Raw genomic sequence first — 18,540 nt, 5'->3', positions numbered from 1 at the left:
CGGCAGGAAGGGGACCGACTTGCCCGTCAACCCAGCTATGACACCTACAGGCACTTGCGCCGCCACACAGGGCTGGGACTGCCAGGCTGATGCCGGCCTGGCATAGAGCCCTGATCGGGACACCAACGGCTGCCTCTCGATCAGCCAGCGGGCGAACTCACGTAGTGGTGCTCGCGAAAACTGGAGCGCACCACGCCCGCAGGGCTGATCCGGTGGACCCCCAAGGCATCACTGGAGGCGGGTGGTGACCTCGTCGAGGAGTTCCTTCGGGTCGAGCCACATGGAGGGGTAGTTGCCATTCCAGCGTTGGACGCCGTCGCCGTCGATGAGGACGAAGCCGTGGCCGGGCATGCCGGGGTGCATGCCCTTGTCGAGGACGTCGTACGCCTTCGACACGGTCCCGTCGTCGAGGAGATAGGGGGTGGTGACGCCGAACTGCTGCAGGTCGGGCAGGATCTGGTCGGCGCTGTTCATGACGATGGGCAGCACCTCGATGCCTGCCTCGGCGAAGCCGGGGTTCTTCTCGATCTCGGCCATCTGCATGGTGCAGGAGGCGCACCCGGCGCCTTCGTTGAAGTAGATCAGCACCGGGTTGGGGCGCTGGTCGCTGAGGGTCACTGAGGTGCCGGCTGTGGTGGTGAGGGTGAAGTCGGGTGCGAGGCGCTGGGTGTCGCCCTGCTCGGGGATGGCGGTCCACAGTCCGTAGCCGACGACCGCCACGACGATCACAGTGACCAGTGCGCCGATGATCCGGGTCCAGGTGCGGCGCGTCTTGTCGCGCTGAGTCTCGGCCTGTTGGCGGGCTTTGAGTTGCTCGCGGCGGGAGGGTGCCGGTGTGGTGGTGGGGGTCATCGGGGCTCCTGGGAGGGGATGGTCGGTGCGCCGGTCTCCTCAGGCGCAGGGGTCTGTGAGGTTTCGGTGTCGCAGCATTCGTGGGCCGAGGCCACTGGTTGGGCGTGTCGGCGGTCGCGGAGGGTGGCTACGACGAACACGGCCACCAGGGCGAGCAGCGCGAGGCCGAGGACGGTTTCGGGGATGGGGGCGGTGATCGCGATCAGCCAGGCGAAGACCTCGGAGAGCCAGGCGCCCATGCCCACGAGAGGGGCGTCGGCACCGGTCATCTCGGTGGCGCCGGCTTGGCCGATCACCAGGATGCCCATGATCACGAACCCGACGGCGACCAGCAGGTTGACGGTGTTGGTAGCCAGCGTGAAGCGCCCCAGCCTGATCCGGATGGGCTTGGCGCGGAGGCTGCGCATCCTTTCGGGCCGTTTGTCCCACAGCAGCGCCATCACGAACAGCGGGATCACCATCCCGAACACGTAGGCCAGACCGAGCACCAGGCCGCCCACGGGTGAGCCGGACAGCGCGGACAGGGTCATCACCCCGGCGAGGACGGGTGCGCAGCAGCTGGAGGCGATGCCGGAGAACACGCCGAGGCTGAAGAAGGTGGCGGTGTCGCCGCGGGCGGTATCGGGGGCGCGGAGGAACGACGGCATGGACCACATCGCCCCCGACAACGCGAGCAGGCCGAGTCCGATCATCAACAGGCCGCCGGTCCAGTAGAGAACGACGTGGTACTTGGCGATGGCGCCGGCGATCAGGCTGACGCCCATCGTGATGGGGACCAGAACGAGCGCGAGGCCGGCGGCGAACACGAAGGTCAGCGGGATCAGTCTCCAGCGGCGGTTCTTCGCGGCCGCGGCCAGGTAGCTGGGGGCGAGGAACACGATGCAGCACGGGGCGAACAGCGCCACCCCGCCGGCGAGGAATGCCGCCAGGATCCCGCCGGCGCTGAGCAGGTCGGCGCCCATCAGCGGGCACCCAGGTGGTCGACGAGCCGAGCGAGTTTGCCGCGCGGAATGCGGCCGGCGTGGAAATAGCTGCCCGCCACCAGCGTCAGCGGGAAGCTCCCAGGCCGGTGCTCGGCGATCAGTGCCTGACCTCGCGGGGACTCCGCCTCCACCGTCGTGAGCCGCAGCAGTCCTGCGCGGTCCAGGGAGTGGAGGCGCTGGTGGGCGTCGTCGCAGAAGTGGCAGGCCGGGGTGGTGACCAGGGTGACGTCCACCACATCGGTGGGGGCGGCCGCCAAGGCAGGTGCCGGGATCTCGTTCACCCTTCCAGCCTCAACCCTGTAGATCAGGGAACGGTTCAGGCGGGGTCAAGGTTCGGCCAAGAACACTCCCGGAGAGGTCGATCGAGGCGGGTTGGCGGGTGGGCGTGTGGCAATAATGGCTGTATGGCTGAGCCCGGCAGGTCGAGTGTGTTGGTGGTCGATGACGAGCGCCCGCTGGCGGGGATCGTCGCGTCCTACCTGAACAAGGCAGGGTTTGACACGTCCCTGGCCTACACCGGCCCGGACGGGGTCCGTTCGGCGCAGGAGCTGGATCCCGACGTGATCATTCTTGATCTTGGTCTGCCTGGCATTGACGGGATCGAGGTGTGCCGCCAGATCCGGTTGTTCTCCGACTGCTACATCCTGATGCTGACCGCCCGGGCCGACGAGGTCGACAAGCTGATCGGTTTGTCGGTGGGCGCCGACGACTACCTGACCAAGCCGTTCAGCCCCCGCGAACTGGTCGCCCGCGTCAACACCGTCCTGCGCCGGCCCCGCCGGCCAGCAGGCCGGCCGCAGGTGGCCCTCCCCCCGAGGGAGTTCGGGCGGTTGCGGGTGGACGCGGAGGGCCGCGACGTGTGGGTCGACGACCAGCAGGTGGGGCTGACCCGCACCGAGTTCGACATCCTCGACGCACTGTCAGCTCGATCCAACGTGGCGTTGAGTCGTCGCCAGATCATCGACGAGGTGTGGGGCCCAGGCTGGGTCGGCGACGATCACGTCGTCGATGTCCATGTGGCGAACCTGCGCAAGAAGCTCGACGATCCCCCCGCGGAACCGCGCTACATACTCACAGTCCGCGGCGTCGGATACCGGATGGGAGCAGGAGGATGATGCGGCTCAGAGGCTACGTCGGCCGGATGCGGTGGGGCACCCGCACCTTCCTCACCCAGGCGCTGGTGGTCGCGGTCGGCGTCATCACCGCCGCCCTTGTCGCCATGGTGGTCGGCCCCTCCCTGTTCCACGAACATCTGCAGCAACTCGGGCACTCTGACGGCACCGCCGAGATGGGACATGTGGAGCAGGCGTTCCTCGACGCCGGCGTCAGGTCGCTGGGCATCGGCCTGGTGGTCGCCCTGGCACTCGCCATCGGCCTGGCCTGGCTGGAGACCAAACGGCTGCGCCGCCCCCTCGAACAACTGACCGCAGCCGCCGCCCAGCTGGAGGCCGGCGACTACACCGCCCGCGTCCCGGCGACGGCGACAAGTCCCGAGTTCAGCGCCGTCGCCGACGCATTCAACGACATGGCCAGCCGGCTGGACTCCACCGAAGCGAGCCGACGGCGGCTTCTCTCCGATGTGGCGCACGAGCTGCGCACCCCTCTCGCAACCCTGACCGCTGAGTTGGAGGCCGTCATCGATGATGTGGTTCCCTGGGACCGCGACAGCCAACAGCTGCTCACCCTCCAGGCCGCCCGGCTCAAGAAGATCGCCGCCGACCTCGACGACGTGTCCCGCGCCGAGGAAGGCCGATTCACCCTCGACACCCAGACCCAGCCGGTCTGGGACCTCATCGAGCCCGCCGTCGCCTCCGTCGCCACCCGATACGCGGCCAAGGGAGTCACGCTATCTGCGGACTCGGACCCGGGCCTCATCGCAGCCGATCCGCAGCGGGTGGGTCAGATCCTGGGCAACCTCCTCGACAACGCGCTGCGGCACACCCCCACCGGCGGGATCGTGCACATCAGTGCACGCGAGTCCACGGACGAGGTGGTGATCACGGTCACCGATACCGGCGATGGCCTGACCCCGGAGCAGCTCTCGAAGGTGTTTGACCGGTTCTACCGCGCTGACACGGCACGGGCCCGCGATGCGGGCGGTTCCGGGATCGGGCTGACCATCGCCCGCAGCCTCGCCCTGGCTCACGGCGGCTCACTGACAGCCGCCAGCCCCGGCCCCGGACACGGCTCGATCTTCACCCTGCACCTGCCCACCGCGCCAGCACCTGAGCGGGTCTTGATCGATTCTTGACCTTACACGGGTTGGCTCTTGAGCTGATCGTTCATAGCCTCGACGTTAGGACCGGCGGCCCCCGTCGGCCAGGAATGGAGCATCTTTCATGACACGCACTAAGCGGATCACTGCCACTTTGGCGGGGCTGGTCCTGACGGCCACCCTGGCGGCCTGCGCGGACCAGGGCGCCACTCCCCCGACGGCGACCACCTCCCCGACAGGCAGCACCTCCGCCACGGCCACTGAGTCCGAGTCGGCGTCGGCGAGCGCCTCATCTGAGGTGGCCGCCGACCACAACGACCAGGACACCACGTTCGCGCAGATGATGATCATCCATCACGAGGGCGCCATCGAAATGTCCCAGCTGGCGATCGAACGCGCCGAAACACCCGAGGTCGTGGCCCTCGCGGAGCGCATCGCCGAGGCACAAGGCCCCGAGATCGAGGAGATGACCGCCTGGCTCAGCGCCTGGGGTGAAGACGTCTCCCCCGGTGGGCATGGCGGCATGGACATGGGCGGCATGGACATGAACGGAATGAGCCAGGAGGAGATGATGACCCAACTCGACGGCATGTCCGGCGCCGACTTTGATCAGGCGTTCCTCGAGGCCATGATCGCCCACCACGAGGGTGCGATCGGGATGTCCGAGCAGCAGTTGGCCGAGGGGCAGAACCCGGATGCTCTCATGTTGGCGGAGAAGATCATCGCCGACCAGCAGACTGAGATCACCGAGATGCAGGAGATGCTCACCAGCCTCTGACCAACCCAGGCGTGCAAGCGATGAGGCGCCCGTCCAGCCGTTGTGGCTGGGCGGGCGCTTCGTCGGTTGTCCTGGTTGGCGAACGCCGTACCTGGCGGGGTTAGGCGGCTGGGTTGCTGGCGAGATGCTCGGCGTCGAAGAGGTCCTGGCAACGTCGGCAGCAGAAGTAGAACCGCTGGCCTTCGACGTCGCGGAACAGTCCCGCCGCCTCCGCGGTGGACTTCAGCGTGCTGGTCCCGCGGACCGTGCAGGTGACCAGCTCGTCGCCTGGGCCCGCCACCACGTCATGTTGACAGTGATGGCCCCCACCCTGACCGCCGCCGGCGTGACCGCCGCAGCAGCCTGCCTCCTGCTGGTTCCCGTGCTGGTGTCCATGCTCGTGATTGCACATGTGCTTGGTTTCCTTTCATTTCATTGTGGTGTTGATCATGGGGTGGGCGAGGCGCTGTGGTGCCCCTCGTGGTCCTCGGTGCCGGACGCGCTGGCGGAGGCCGCCGGTGACGGCGTGTCTGGTTGGTTGGGGGTGGCGGGGTTGAACAGTGGCCCGATCACGAACGCGGACAGGGCGAACAGGGCGGTGAACACCGCGACCCCGATCGCGGGGGCCTTCCGGGTGCCGAATCGGCGACGCAGCCGTCGCAGCAGCGGGATGCTCAGCAGCAACCCGACCACATAGAGGAGCGAGTTGCCGAGGAACCCGGTCAGGAACGCGGCCCCGGCCAGGAAGCCGATGTGATGCATCACGTGCGGCGCCAGTCCCATCAGGGCGCCGACGGTGGCCCTGGTCCCGGCCCACAGCGCACCCCAGAACCCGCGACCACCCCTCACGGCTGTGGCCGGCTCGGTGATCGTGTCCATGGCGCCGCTCACCTCCCGACCGGGTGAGAGCTAAGGACGGCCGATTCGGAGCCGACAGGAGCATCTGAGGGCGCAACTGCGGGGTGGAAGGCGTCTCGCAGGATCAGGGCGACGCCCAGAATGATACTGACGATGCCGATCAGCTGCGCCTCGGTGAGGCCCAACAGGACGTGCGGGTTGATCCGGACGACCTCGGCGAGCAGGCGTGCCGCGCCGCTGAGCAGCAGGTAGGACCCGAACACGGCCAGCGGTCGCAGCCTGCGACCCAGCGCCCACAGGATGCCGGCGATCAGGAAGGCGCCGGCGGCCTCATACAGCTGGACGGGATGCACCGGCACGTTCACCGGCACCACCCCGTTGGGGAACGCCATCCCCCAGGGCAGGTCGGTGGGTGTGCCGTACGTGCCGTCACCGGCGAGGAAGCAGCCGATCCGGCCGATGCCGTAGGCCACCGAGAGCGGGGCCGCCATCGCGCCCGCCACCCGTCCAAGGGGGAGGTCGTGGCGTCGGGTCATCACGATCACCGCGATCGCCCCCGCGATCAGGCCGCCGTACCAGACGAACCCCGAGCCGCCGAACAGGTGCCAACTGAGGTTGTCCCAGTTCGCGATCAGGTAGTACACCTTGGCGCCGACGAATCCCCACACTGTCGCCCACAACGCGATCGAGTGCGCCAAGTCCTTGTCGTAGCCGATCCGCGTGAACGCTCGACCCAGCAGATACGCGCCGACCAGCAGCGCCAGCGCCTTACTCAGCCCATAGGACTGGATCCCTACACCAAATATCGAGAACACCTCAGGCCACACAGCCCACTCCCATCGTCAAAGAAGTTCCAGGCGCACGACGTGACCGCGCGGCCTCAGTGCCCAGTCTGAACCGGTCACGTCAAGCAACGAGCAGGACCCGGACAAGGTTTGGTCAAGATCCCCGTCCCCAGCCCGGACGAGGTGTCGCGGCCGTAAGGCCCGGAAACTTGACCGAAGCCTGACCCCCTGACGGTGATCTCCGCACTAGAGCGTGCCTACCCTGATGACATACCCCTTGGGGGTGTCGTGGCGCCGCCACGGGTCACCCGACACACCACGGCTCGGGTCGTTGAGGAATGGGCCCTTGTGGCGGTCTGGCGAAGCCCACTGGCGGGTGCGTGAAAGTCACATGGGATTCGAAGGCGGTGATCGACATGGGTTCAAGCGGCGCCTCTTCTGATGGCGTTCGAGCGGACGTGGTCCTCGCGGGGACCGCGATCTCCAAGACCTATCGTCAGGGGCTGTGGCCGTTCGTGCGGCGCAACCATGTGCTCGACGGTGTGTCACTGTCGCTGAGCCGCGGCGAGGTCGTCGGGCTGGTCGGGGAGAACGGATCGGGCAAATCGACGCTGATGCAGATCCTGGTCGGGGGGTTGGCAGCCGACGCCGGCGCCGTGGAGCTGCAGGGGGCCTTGGGGTACTGTCCGCAGCGTCCGGTGGTGTTCGAGCGCCTGACGTGCGATGAACATTTCGAGCTATTCGCGGTGGCCTACGGGATGAGCCGGGATGAGCGGCTCCGGGCGCAGGGAACCTTGTACGAGGAACTTGACTTTGGGCGATACGCGCACGAGCGGGCGGACCGGCTCTCCGGGGGCACCCTCGCGAAACTGAATCTTGCCCTGGCTCTGCTACCGGACCCGGCGGTCCTGCTGCTGGACGAGCCCTATGCCGGGTTCGATTGGGACACCTATCTTCGGTTCTGGGAGCTCGTCGCGCGCGGGCGCTCATCCGGGCGGGCAGTGCTGGTGATCAGTCATTTCATCGCCGACGAGGCGCGGTTCGACCGCATCATCGAACTGCGTGACGGGAAGGCGACCCCGAAATGACCGCGGTCGGGGTGCTGACCCGCCGATTCCTCCTGGACTACGGCCGCAACCCGGTGAACCTGGTGGTCCTGATTCTGATCCCGGTCGTGTTCGTGTGGGTGGCCGCGGAACCGATGGCCGATGCCGCGAAACTGCTGGGCGGCACTGGCCGGGCAGTCGAGACCGCGACCACCGGCTGGGCCGCCGCGTTCCTGGCGGCGCTGGCGATGTTCTTCCAGGTTGGCCAGGCGAGATCGGCGGACCGTCGTCTGGTCCTGGCGGGCCTCCCCGCCCCAGCCCTCGTTGTCGCCAGAATGTCGACCGGCCTGCTGATCGCTGCACTGGCCTCCACAGCGGCCCTGGCGACGCTGTTCCTGCGCACCGCAGTGGACGAGCCGCTCCGCGTCGCGGCCGGGACGATGATGTTCGCCGTCATCTACGTCGGGATCGGCGCCGCGGTCGGATCGGTCGTCACGGACCAGGTCAACGGCACGGTGGTGATCCTGCTCGTCTGGATCCTCGACGTGTTCTTCGGACCGGCGCTCACCTCGCCCGACCGGGTGCAGATCACCCGCTGGATGCCCACCCACTTCGTCACACTGTGGATGGTGGACCTGCCCTTGGGCCATGGGGGGAAACCTCGGCGACCTCGCCATCGCACTGGTGTGGGTCGGCGGAGCCCTCCTGTCGAGCGGACTGCTCCTGACGCGCGCGACACGCAACGCTCGGCACCCGGACGGCTCGCATCGACCGGGCTGGGCGGGGCAAGTCGGGAAGAGCTTCCGGATGGGGATGCGACAGTACCGACGCAACCCAGCCCTCTGGGTCCTCCTCGTAACGGTGCCGGTGATCTTCATCTGGCTGTCGAAACTGATCACCGAAGAGCGGTTCTCCGTGATGCGGGTGATCGACGGCGGGCAGGAGGTCGACATGCGGTTCTGGCTGCCCGACACGCACGCCGGAACCATGGCGCCGATCGCGGTGGCCTCGCTGGCCGCCGTGGCTGGGCTGTTCATCGCCCTCAACAACCGTGATGGGGATCGCCGCCTGGTCCAGGCCGGGATGCGCCGATCCGCACTGCTGGTCGGCCGCATCAAGGAGGTCGCAGCCGCGGTCCTCGTCGCAGCGGCCGCATCCCTGACAATCACGGCCATGGTGTTCACGGCCCGTCAATGGGCGGGATTCATCGCCGGCACCTTACTGATCGGAGCCGTCTACGCACTGCTGGGGATGTGCCTCGGATTCCTCCTTGGACGCGTCACGGGAGTACTGATCGCATTCGTCATCCCCTTCCTGGATCTCGGTATCACGCAGAGCCCGATGCTGCGGCTGGAACCACCCGGCGCCGCAGCGTTCCTCCCGGGCTACGGGCCCTACCGCGTCCTCATCGACACCGGCCTCACCGACACCTTCGACGAAACGGGGGGCCTCCTCATCGCCGCGGTCTGGATCCTCGGGCTCACTTCAGTCGTCGTGGTCATGTTCAGCACCCGCACAAGCACCACAAAACCGGTGCCCATAGGAAGCACGCGCGGCCCGACCCCGGTCTTGCCTAGAACTTGACCACACCCAGACCAGTCCCGGACACAGCCCGGGGCACCATCGACCTGGACACGCGAAACCGACCAGAGAAGAGAGGGTGATTCGACGTGACGACGATGACACAGACCACCTACGGGGTGCGCGGACTCAGCTGCTGGCGCTGCATGATCAGCGCCGTCGACGCAGTCCGCGCCCTACCCGGGGTGCACACCGTCGCCCTGGATCTGGAGCCGCACGGCGAGTCGCTGCTGACCCTGGCCCCGGCCGGAGCCGTGACCTGCGACCAGGTCCGAGCCACCCTCGACCGCTCCGGATTCGAACCGACCCGACGCCTGCGCCGCCCCCGCCCCGGGGTCCGACACCGCTCCACGCCGCCTCTGTGAGCGGTGGCCCGGAAATCTTGACCGAAGCCTGACCCCCTCGTGGTCGTTTCCGAACCCTCCCGGGTCTACCCTCGACATATACCCCCCCAGGGTAATGGGGTGGGAGTCGAGAAGAAGTGGAGATTGTGATGCTCTGGCTGGTCATAGGTGGGGCGGTGGGGCCTTCTCGTCCACCACCGTAGTGAGCTGGTCACCATCATCGGCAGCCAAGGAGTTGCCGATAGCGCGCCGCCTGACCCTCACCGGCCGAACCCATCGACCACGACCCAAGATTCAGAGAACACACGACAGAAAACAAGCACTGGAGGCTGTTATGAATATCAAGGTTGCCGTCAACGGCTACGGAGTGATCGGCAAGCGGGTCGCGGACGCCGTCCGGGCAATGCCGGACATGGACCTCGTCGGGGTGGCGGACATCGCCACGGACTGGCACGCACGGACTGCAGCCGGGCTCGGCATAGATGTGTTCGCGGCCACCCACGACGCGCGCACCGCGATGCAGTCGGCCGGGGTGCCCCTGGCTGGGACACTGCCTGATCTGCTCGACCAAGTGGACGTGGTCGTGGATACCACCCCGAAGAAGGTCGCCGCCACCAACCTGCAGGCCTACCGGGCCGCCCAAGTCAAGGCCGTATTCCAGGGTGGGGAGTCCCACGCCACCACCGGGCATTCCTTTGTCGCCCAGGCCAACTACGCCACCGCGCTCGGCCGGGACTCCACCCGGGTAGTGTCCTGCAACACCACCAGCATCGTGCGCGTCCTCGGCGCGTTGCAGGACGCCGACCTCCTCGCCCGCGCCCGCGGGGTGCTCATCCGCCGGGCCACCGACCCGGGCGAGTCTCACCATGGCGGCATCATGAACACCATGGTCCCCGAGGGATCCATCCCGTCCCACCAGGGCCCCGACGCCCGTACAGTCCTGCCCAACCTGGATGTGGTGACCATGGCGGCGAAGGCCGCCCACACCCAGACACACAACCACTACTGGACCCTGCAGCTGAACCGACCGGCCAGCCGCGAGGAGGTCCTAGAGGCGCTGCGGGCCGCACCCCGGATTGCATTCATCCGGATGGCCGACGGTCTCACTGCCCTGAACACAACGGTCGAACTTATGCGCGACCTGGGCCGGCCGCGGGGGGACATGTGGGAGGTCGCCCTGTGGGAAGACGTCCTGACCGTCGAGGGAGACGAAGCCTACCTCACCTATCAGGTCTACAACGAGGCCATCGTCGTCCCCGAGACCATCGATGCCATACGCGCACTTGCCGGCACCGTGACCGACGGCTCCACCTCGATCAAAATGACGGACGAGGCCCTGGGGATGCGCCGGGAGTTCCTTCCCGCCCCGTTCCGGGCGACGACGGCCTGAGACCCGACGGACGGGCAGGCATCCGCCGAGCCCGTCGGCGCACGACCTGTCGGCCAAGCGGCCGGAAAGGAAGACCCGATCATGAAGAGTCAAACCACGGTCCTGGAGGCTGGTGGCCTGCACTGGGCCACCTCGGAATCAGTGATCGAGAAGACGTTACTAGGGGTACCCGGCGTGCTGGCCGTCGAGGCCAGCGCTGTCTCCCAGACCGCGACGGTCACCTACGACCCGAACCAGACCTCGGTCGCCCAACTGGTCGGCTGGGTCAACGACTGCGGCTACCACTGCACCGGGCAGTCGGTACCTAGCCACATCTGCCACACCATGGCGGAACCGGTCTCGACCGACCCCCACATCGGCCACGAACGGCACACCGGCCACGGGGGTGGGGATGAGGCTGGCGGATCCGCGCAGGCGGTGATGGGCCACGGCGGGCATGGTGGGTCGATGGTGGACATGGTGCGCGACATGCGCAACCGGCTCCTGGTCGCCGCGGTCCTGTCGGTGGTCATCTTGTTCTGGTCGCCGATCGGGCGAGAGGTCCTGGGGTTCACCGTGCCGGCACCCTTCGGGCTGCGCGACGACGTCTTCTCGCTGATCTTGTCCCTTCCGGTGGTGTTCTACTCGGCGTGGATCTTCTTCGACGGCGCCTTCCGGGCGCTCCGCGCGAGAACGCTGGACATGATGGTCCTGGTGGCGGTCGGGGTCGGGGCGGGCTGGTTGTACAGCCTGGTGGTCACGTTCACCGGCGGGGGTGAGGTCTTCTACGAAGCCGCCACGGTCCTGACCACCTTCGTCCTGCTCGGGCACTGGCTGGAGATGCGGGCTCGTGGCGGCGCGACCGACGCTGTGCGGACGCTGCTCGAACTCGCGCCCTCCCAGGCAGTCGTGCTCCGGGACGGTCAGCCCGTGGAGGTCCCGACCTCCGAAGTCGTCACCGGTGACCTGCTACTGGTACGGCCGGGGGCGAAGATCCCAGTCGATGCGGTGGTGGAGGAGGGGGAGTCCGAAGTCGACGAGTCGATGGTGACGGGAGAGTCCATGCCGGTGGAGAAGGCGCCCGGCGCGGACGTGATCGGTGCCTCGATCAACACCACCGGCACCTTGCGTGTCCGCGCCGCGAGAGTCGGCGCGGACACCGCGTTGGCGCAGATCGTCAAGATGGTTCAGGAGGCCCAGAACTCCAAGGCCCCGGGCCAGCGCCTGGCCGACCGGGCCGCGTTCTGGCTGGTGTTCGTCGCCCTCATCGGCGGCACCGTCACCTTCGCGGTATGGATGCTCGCCGGCGTCGGCGTGGCACAGGCGATGCTCTTCGCCATCACCGTCGTGGTCATCACATGCCCCGACGCCCTCGGTCTGGCGACCCCAACTGCGATCATGGTCGGTACCGGGATGGGCGCCAAGCGGGGAGTGTTGTTCAAGAACGCCACCGCCCTCGAGGGGATGGCGAGGATCGACACGGTGGTGATGGACAAGACGGGCACCCTGACCAAGGGGGAGCCTGAGGTCACCGACGTTCTCGCGGCGGGGATGGGCGAGGATGAGATGCTGGCCTTGGTCGCTGCCGTCGAACGCGAGTCTGAACACCCCCTGGCCCGCGCCATCGACCGCCGAGCCGCCGAGCGCGGCGTGCCCGTGCTCTCCGTGAGCGAGTTCCTCAACGTCCCGGGCCACGGCGCAACCGCCACCGTCGACGGCCGACGTGTCCTGGTGGGAAACCTCCGCCTGATGGTCCGGGAGAACGTCGACCTCGGCGACCTGGCCGTGAGCCGTGACGAGTTGGCCGCATCGGGGCGCACGGCAGTGCTCGCCGCGGTGGATGGGCGCGCGGTTGGTGTCATCGCATTGGCCGACGCCGCGCGGGACACTGCTGCTGCCGCTGTCGCCGCCCTGCACGAGTCCGGGATCGAGGTCGTCATGCTGACCGGCGACAACGAGGCCACCGCTCTACGTATCGCTGACCAGCTCGGCATCGACACCGTCATCGCCGAGGTTCTGCCCGGGGACAAGGCGAACAAGATCGCCGAGTTGCAGCAGTCCGGAAAGACGGTCGCGATGGTGGGTGATGGCGTCAACGACGCGCCTGCGTTGGCCCAGGCCGACATCGGTATCGCGATTGGTGCCGGGACGGACGTGGCCATCGAGACCGCGGACATCGTCCTGATGCGCTCCGATCCTTTGGACGTCTCCGTCGCACTGCGCATCGGCAAGGGAACCGTACGCAAGGAGCGTCAGAACCTGGCCTGGGCCATCGGCTACAACGTCATCGCGCTGCCGATCGCCGCCGGGGTGTTTTACCCCGCTTTCGGCCTGATGCTGCGCCCAGAGATCGCCGCCCTCTCGATGTCGGGCTCCACGGTCATCGTCACCGTCAATGCCCTCCTGCTCAAACAGCTCAGGCTGCCCGCGCAGCAGGCCCCGGCCGCGCCGCAAGGCCAGGCCCGGGAGCCGGAGCCCACCGCTCCAGTGCCGTCCGGCATCCGCTGACCGGGGGGTGGGCGTGGACGACCCTGTTGGCCTCACCGCTTCGGCGACGGGAGCGGGGACCGAAGAAACCCGGCGGCCGAAGGCGTTGCGGATGCTGTGGATCACAGCGGCCTGGGGGGCGTGCTTCGTGGCGATCGAGTGGGGGCTCCGCGACGCCCCCCTCCTGTGGTTCGCCGCGCTGCGGGCCCTCATCGCCGGGGCGGCCCTGTTGGCCCTCGGCGCCGCCTTGCACCGCCCTGTCCCCCGTGGCTGGCGCGCCTGGGGACTCATCACGGTCCTAGGCCTGGTCAACGTCACAGTGGCATTCGCCGCGATGTTCGGCGGGGTCGCCGGCGGCGCGACCGGGACCGCCGCGGTGCTGGCCAACGCCCAGCCCCTGCTGATCCTCCTCCCCGCCTGGTATTTCTACGGCGAGAGGCTCTCCCCCCGGACTTCGGCCGCCCTGGTCGTCGGCTTCGCCGGGCTGGTCGCCGTTGCGCTGCCCGGTGGCGGGGGCAGCGGGGCGGCATTGTCGCTCCTGTCAGCCGCCGCCGTGACCGCCGGCACCCTGCTCTCCCGGCGGCTGACCGGGCTGGATCTGGTCACGGCCACCGCGTGGCACCTGCTGATTGGCGCGGCTGGACTGATGATGCTCGCCGCGGCCGTGGAGGGCTCGCCGGTGATCCTATGGAGTCCCCGCTTCACCCTCTCGCTGGCGTTCCTGGCCCTGGTTGGTACCGCAGCGACGACCGTGGCGTGGTTCGCCGAGGCGCGCCGCAGCCGGCTCGACACGTTGACGGCGTGGACGTTCCTGACTCCGGTCCTTGGTATCGCGTTGGCCTCCGTCGCACTGGGCGAGCGACCGGGCGGATGGACCGCCGTCGGGCTCCTCGCTGTGCTGGCGGCCATGTGGATCGCTCTTCGACCACCCGCCGGGCCCCCACGCACCCGACGGCTGTCGGCCCCGCCGACTGGTGAGCCACACGGCCGGTCACCTGAGCAACGAGTAGGACCCGGACAGGGTGCAGTGAAGATCCGACCACCTGGCCGGGTCTTGTCGGGATCTTGACCCCACCCAGACCGGTTCCCGACATCGCGGGGGGCACCATCGAACATGGACACGCGAAACCGACCAGGAAGAGAGGGTGATTCGACGTGGCGACGATGACACAGGCCACCTACGGGGTGCGCGGGCTCAGCTGCTGGCGCTGCATGATCAGCGCTGTGGACGCGGTCCGGGCCTTGCCCGGGGTGCATACCGTCGGGATGGATCTGGAGCCGCACGGCGAGTCGCTGTTGACGCTGGCGCCGGCCGGTGCAGTAACCAGCTCGCAGGTCCGAGCCACCCTCGACCGCTCCGGGTTCGAACTGACCCGACGCCGGCGCCGCCCCCGACCCGGGTCCCGCCACCGACATGCCCTCACCACAGTCCCTGTGGACGACGGCCGGGAAATCTTGACCGAAGCCTGACCCCATCGGGGTCGTTTCCGAACCTCACCGGGTCTACCCTCGAGTTATACCCCCCCAGGGTAATGGGTGGGAGTCGAGAAGAAGTGGAGATTGTGATGCTCTGGCTGGTCATAGGTGGGGCGGTGGTCCTGACCGGGCTGCTGTTGTGGTTCTTCTTCGGCCCGAAACGGGCCGGGAGGGTCCGCATCGAGGACGGTGTTCAGGTGGTCGATGTGACCGTCGACGGGGGCTACAACCCCGGCGTGATCGAGGGGGTGCGTCCCGGGATGCCGGTGCGGATCATGTTCGACCGCCGAGAGGGTGGCGAGTGCACCTCGCGGGTGGTGATGCCGGACTTCAAGGTCAACGCGAGCCTTCCCGCGTACCGGACCACGGCCGTCGAGTTCACCCCGACTGAGGCCGGCGAGTTCCGCTTCGCATGCGGCATGAACATGGTCTCCGGTCTGATCCGCGTCACCGGCGACCCCCACACCGCACCCACCCCCACCACAGCATCGGATCATCACCACGCGCAGGTGGCCGCCTCCCCGGCAGTGGCCGGTCTGTCCACCGGCGCCGATGACGATGAGGCGGAGCGGGCTGCGGAGATCAGGGACCTGACCCGCCGGGTGATCATCGGCGCTATCCTCACCGCCCCGGCGCTGATCGCGGTGATGGCCGTCGAGCTGTTCGGCGCCACCTGGGTGCCTGAGATCTTGATGAGTCCCTGGTTGCAGCTGGCGCTGATTGCGCCGGTGATGCTGTGGTCGGGCTGGCCGATCCACCGCGTGGGGTGGCGTGCCCTGTCGCACCGCACCGCAGACATGAACTCGCTGATCACGCTCGGCACCGTCGCGGCGTTCGGTTACAGCCTGGTGGTCACCTTCGCCCCCGGCCTCCTGCCTGAGGAGCTGCGGCAGGTGTACTTCGAAGCCGTCGGTGTGATCATCACGTTGATCCTGCTCGGCCGGCTCCTGGAAACCAAAGCCAAGGCCGGCACCGGTGAGGCCATCCGCAAACTGATCGGCCTGCAGCCCCGCACCGCCCGCGTCCTACGCGAAGATGTGGAGCTGGAGATCCCGGTCGAGGACGTCGTGGTCGGGGATGTGATCGTGATCCGCCCCGGGGAGAAGATGCCCGTTGACGGTGAGGTGATTCACGGATCCTCCGCGGTCGACGAGTCGATGGTGACCGGGGAGTCGATCCCTGCGGCCAAGACGGTCGGTGACACCATCATCGGCGCAACCATCAACGCCACCGGGGCACTGCGCTATGTAGCCACCAAGGTCGGCTCCGATACCTTGCTCGCCCAGATCATCAAACTGGTCCGTGAGGCCCAGGGCTCGAAGGCCCCCATCCAACGGCTGGTGGACAAGGTCTCGAGCTACTTCGTCCCGGTCGTGATCATCATCGCGGTGTGGACGCTGGCGATCTGGCTGCTGGTGGGTCCCCCGCCGGTGTTCGTGTTTGCGCTCGTCGCCGCCGTCTCGGTCCTGATCATCGCCTGCCCCTGTGCTTTGGGGCTCGCGACCCCGATGTCGATCACCGTGGGCACCGGCAAGGGAGCCGAACACGGCATCCTGATCCGCTCCGCTGAAGCGCTGGAAACCGCGCACAAGCTTGACGCGATCATCCTCGACAAGACCGGCACCATCACCAAGGGTGTGCCGACCCTCACCGACGTCGCCACCGTGGCAGCGTTCGATGAGAACCAGCTTCTCGGCTGGGTCGCCGCTATCGAGAACAGCTCCGAGCACCCCCTGGCGGCGGCGATCGTCACCGGCGCCACCGACCGCGGTCTCACCCTGGGCGAGGTCACTGACTTCGACTCGGTCACCGGGCAAGGCGTCCGCGGCCACGTCGACGGCCACGACGTCCTGGTCGGCAACCGGCGGCTCCTCGACGAGTCCGGCATTGACCCCGACACGTTGCTGGCGCTGCATGACGCGCTCGCAGCAGGGGGAAAGACGCCGATGCTGGTGGCCGTCGACGGGCTCCCGGCCGGGATCGTGGCCGTGGCCGACACCATCAAGGACGGCTCCCCGGCCGCCGTCGCAGCCCTCCAGGCACGCGGCATCGAAGTCATCATGATGACCGGCGACAACCGGGCAACCGCCGCCGCGATCGCCTCCCAGGTCGGGATCCGTCGCGTGGTCGCCGAAGTGATGCCCGCCCACAAGGCCGCCGAAGTCCGACGCCTCCAAGACGAAGGCAAAATCGTCGGAATGGTCGGCGACGGCATCAACGACGCCCCCGCCCTCGCGCAGGCAGACGTCGGCTCCGCGATCGGCACCGGCACCGACGTAGCCATCGAATCCTCCGACATCACCCTGATCTCCGGCGCCCTGTCAGGGGTGGTCACCGCCGTTGACCTGTCGCGGGCCACTATGCGCAACATCAAACAGAACCTGGTGTTCGCGTTCCTGTACAACACCCTCGGCATCCCCATCGCCGCAGGTTTGCTCTACCCGTTCTTCGGGATCCTGCTCAGCCCCATGGTCGCCGCCGCGGCCATGGCGCTGTCCTCACTGTCGGTGGTCACCAACGCCAACCGGCTCCGCCGCTGGGCACCACACCCCATCGACCAGACCCCCACCCCCGTCACCCCCGTCACCCCCGTCGTCGAAATCGGCGGCGAAACCCCCACCACCCAGCACCACACCACCGGAAAGGACACCCCCATGTTCGGCAAGAAGACCACCGCCACCGCCCAGATCGATCCCGTCTGCGGCATGAAGGTCAAGCCCGCCACCGCGGCCGCCACCCGCACCATCGGCGAGACCACGATCTACTTCTGCTCCACCCACTGCGCCGAAGCCTTCGACGCCGACCCCGCCCGCTACGGACACCCCCACGCCCCGGCCGAGCACCCCCACGAGCCCACCCACACCCCCGCCCCGCACCACCACCACTAGGCGCCGAACCAGACCAGGTCCAGGACACATGACCAGCAACCCACAGCGTCAGGAACTCATCGGCCAACTCGCGGTGATCGAAGGCCACATCCGTGGCATCGCCCGCATGGTCGACCAGGACGCCAACTGCATCGAGATCCTCACCCAGACCTCAGCAGTCACCGGCTCGCTGCGCTCAGTCGCCCTGGACCTGGTCGGCAACCACCTCCAGCACTGCCTCACCCAGGCCATCCAGTCAGCAGATCCCGCCTACCGCGACGCCAAGGTCGCCGAGGCCTCCACAGCCATCGCCCGCCTCGTCCGCAGCTGAACCGTTCTTGATCAGAGGTTGACCGGCCGCGGATCGGATCTGAATCCGGCCCCCGCACAGTGGAAGCAGCACCCGAACGAGAGGAACCGGCTCATGAGCCTCCACAGCCACCACCGCCCCACCGACACCGGCCCCGACGCCCCACCCGCGGCCACCGGACCCGCCCAGCAGCACCAAGGCCATGGTGGCCACATGTGGCACATGCTCCTGATGTGCCTACCGTTGATCGGGTTCGGCCTGTGGTCCCTGTTCAGCGGAGGCGGCGGAGGCGCGCTGATCGGCGGCCTCCTCTGCGCAGGCATGATGCTGCTCATGCACGGCCGCCCAGGCGGCGGGCACCGCCACTGAACCTTGGCCGCGGCGAAGGCTCCGACCCCACCACACAAACCAAGCGAACGCCCAAGGCAAGGGGGTACCAGTGACCAGAAGCGCCGCTCCCCACGGCATCCATCCGTCTGGTACCACGGCGCCACGGGGCCGACCGCCTCCTGGCCACCGTCCTCTTCAGCCGCACCCTCCCACTGATCCGCTACGAATTGACCGACTCGATCCGGCTGGCCACCGAACCCTGCGCGTGTGGACTGCCGTT

The 18,540-nt window shown here is 68.0% G+C and carries 19 protein-coding genes and 1 pseudogene; 14 read left to right on the top strand and 6 right to left on the bottom strand.

Annotated elements, in window-relative coordinates:
• Positions 1–228: 228 nt before the first annotated feature.
• From ACX1D1_RS04785 to ACX1D1_RS04775, 3 genes are read right to left on the bottom strand one after another with little or no spacing between them, the layout of a single operon-like run.
• Entirely contained in the window at positions 229–852 is a 624-nt protein-coding gene (locus tag ACX1D1_RS04785; protein ID WP_459056149.1) for a peroxiredoxin family protein, read from the bottom strand.
• On the bottom strand, positions 849–1,814 hold the full coding sequence (locus ACX1D1_RS04780) for a cytochrome c biogenesis CcdA family protein (RefSeq protein ID WP_459056148.1): 966 nt from the start codon (positions 1,812–1,814) through the stop codon (positions 849–851). The genes ACX1D1_RS04785 and ACX1D1_RS04780 overlap by 4 nt, the downstream gene beginning before the upstream one ends.
• Complete coding sequence (locus ACX1D1_RS04775; protein WP_220489127.1) at positions 1,814–2,116, bottom strand: glutaredoxin; 303 nt, start codon at positions 2,114–2,116, stop codon at positions 1,814–1,816. Before ACX1D1_RS04775 ends, ACX1D1_RS04780 begins: the two co-directional genes overlap by 1 nt.
• Positions 2,117–2,239: 123 nt before the next feature.
• Between ACX1D1_RS04775 and ACX1D1_RS04770 the strand changes: the two genes are divergently transcribed.
• From ACX1D1_RS04770 to ACX1D1_RS04760, 3 genes are all read left to right on the top strand, one after another.
• Positions 2,240–2,950, top strand: coding sequence for a response regulator transcription factor (locus tag ACX1D1_RS04770; protein ID WP_459056147.1), 711 nt, complete (start codon positions 2,240–2,242; stop codon positions 2,948–2,950).
• Positions 2,947–4,086, top strand: coding sequence for a sensor histidine kinase (locus ACX1D1_RS04765; RefSeq protein ID WP_220490866.1), 1,140 nt, complete (start codon positions 2,947–2,949; stop codon positions 4,084–4,086). The genes ACX1D1_RS04770 and ACX1D1_RS04765 overlap by 4 nt, the downstream gene beginning before the upstream one ends.
• A gap of 88 nt (positions 4,087–4,174) precedes the next feature.
• Positions 4,175–4,828 carry a DUF305 domain-containing protein gene (locus tag ACX1D1_RS04760; protein ID WP_459056146.1) on the top strand — a complete coding sequence of 218 codons (654 nt, stop codon included), beginning with the start codon at positions 4,175–4,177 and terminating at the stop codon, positions 4,826–4,828.
• A 100-nt stretch (positions 4,829–4,928) separates the two neighbouring features.
• On the opposite strand, the gene ACX1D1_RS04755 is transcribed toward ACX1D1_RS04760, so the two are convergent.
• From ACX1D1_RS04755 to ACX1D1_RS04745, 3 genes are all read right to left on the bottom strand, one after another.
• Positions 4,929–5,108: a hypothetical protein gene (locus ACX1D1_RS04755; RefSeq protein WP_068752814.1), complete on the bottom strand. Its 180-nt coding sequence runs from the start codon at positions 5,106–5,108 to the stop codon at positions 4,929–4,931.
• 146 nt (positions 5,109–5,254) lie between these two features.
• The gene (locus tag ACX1D1_RS04750) at positions 5,255–5,686 is read right to left on the bottom strand and encodes a hypothetical protein (protein WP_175558271.1); all 432 of its coding nucleotides are present in this window, start codon (positions 5,684–5,686) and stop codon (positions 5,255–5,257) included.
• 8 nt (positions 5,687–5,694) lie between these two features.
• Positions 5,695–6,480: a prolipoprotein diacylglyceryl transferase gene (locus ACX1D1_RS04745; RefSeq protein WP_217652160.1), complete on the bottom strand. Its 786-nt coding sequence runs from the start codon at positions 6,478–6,480 to the stop codon at positions 5,695–5,697.
• A gap of 386 nt (positions 6,481–6,866) precedes the next feature.
• On the opposite strand from ACX1D1_RS04745, the gene ACX1D1_RS04740 reads away from it, so the two are divergent.
• The 11 genes and pseudogenes from ACX1D1_RS04740 (at position 6,867) to ACX1D1_RS04690 (ending at position 18,299) form a co-directional block, all read left to right on the top strand.
• The gene (locus tag ACX1D1_RS04740) at positions 6,867–7,538 is read left to right on the top strand and encodes an ATP-binding cassette domain-containing protein (RefSeq protein WP_459056539.1); all 672 of its coding nucleotides are present in this window, start codon (positions 6,867–6,869) and stop codon (positions 7,536–7,538) included.
• Positions 7,535–8,083, top strand: a pseudogene (locus tag ACX1D1_RS16835) (ABC transporter permease); the annotation flags it as partial. The gene ACX1D1_RS04740 and the pseudogene ACX1D1_RS16835, both read left to right, overlap by 4 nt.
• A 61-nt stretch (positions 8,084–8,144) precedes the next feature.
• A complete protein-coding gene (locus ACX1D1_RS04730; RefSeq protein WP_459056145.1) occupies positions 8,145–9,080 on the top strand; it encodes a hypothetical protein in 936 nt (311 codons plus the stop codon).
• Positions 9,081–9,166: 86 nt separating this feature from the next.
• Positions 9,167–9,442 carry a heavy-metal-associated domain-containing protein gene (locus tag ACX1D1_RS04725; RefSeq protein WP_459056144.1) on the top strand — a complete coding sequence of 92 codons (276 nt, stop codon included), beginning with the start codon at positions 9,167–9,169 and terminating at the stop codon, positions 9,440–9,442.
• A gap of 313 nt (positions 9,443–9,755) precedes the next feature.
• Positions 9,756–10,811 carry a type II glyceraldehyde-3-phosphate dehydrogenase gene (locus ACX1D1_RS04720; RefSeq protein ID WP_459056143.1) on the top strand — a complete coding sequence of 352 codons (1,056 nt, stop codon included), beginning with the start codon at positions 9,756–9,758 and terminating at the stop codon, positions 10,809–10,811.
• Between the two features lie 81 nt (positions 10,812–10,892).
• Positions 10,893–13,298 (top strand): heavy metal translocating P-type ATPase, encoded by a 2,406-nt coding sequence (locus ACX1D1_RS04715; RefSeq protein WP_459056142.1) that lies wholly within the window; start codon positions 10,893–10,895, stop codon positions 13,296–13,298.
• A gap of 91 nt (positions 13,299–13,389) precedes the next feature.
• The gene (locus tag ACX1D1_RS04710) at positions 13,390–14,346 is read left to right on the top strand and encodes a DMT family transporter (protein WP_459056141.1); all 957 of its coding nucleotides are present in this window, start codon (positions 13,390–13,392) and stop codon (positions 14,344–14,346) included.
• Between the two features lie 86 nt (positions 14,347–14,432).
• Positions 14,433–14,747 carry a hypothetical protein gene (locus ACX1D1_RS04705; RefSeq protein ID WP_459056140.1) on the top strand — a complete coding sequence of 105 codons (315 nt, stop codon included), beginning with the start codon at positions 14,433–14,435 and terminating at the stop codon, positions 14,745–14,747.
• Positions 14,748–14,842: 95 nt separating this feature from the next.
• Entirely contained in the window at positions 14,843–17,641 is a 2,799-nt protein-coding gene (locus ACX1D1_RS04700; RefSeq protein ID WP_459056538.1) for a heavy metal translocating P-type ATPase, read from the top strand.
• A gap of 28 nt (positions 17,642–17,669) precedes the next feature.
• Complete coding sequence (locus tag ACX1D1_RS04695; RefSeq protein WP_182799188.1) at positions 17,670–17,951, top strand: metal-sensitive transcriptional regulator; 282 nt, start codon at positions 17,670–17,672, stop codon at positions 17,949–17,951.
• Between the two features lie 93 nt (positions 17,952–18,044).
• Positions 18,045–18,299: a hypothetical protein gene (locus ACX1D1_RS04690; protein ID WP_182799189.1), complete on the top strand. Its 255-nt coding sequence runs from the start codon at positions 18,045–18,047 to the stop codon at positions 18,297–18,299.
• Positions 18,300–18,540 lie beyond the last annotated feature (241 nt).

This window comes from Tessaracoccus luoxuelianae, from assembly GCF_054483915.1.
Note: the sequence above shows the minus strand (reverse complement) of the source record. Positions and strands in the feature narration are given on the sequence as shown.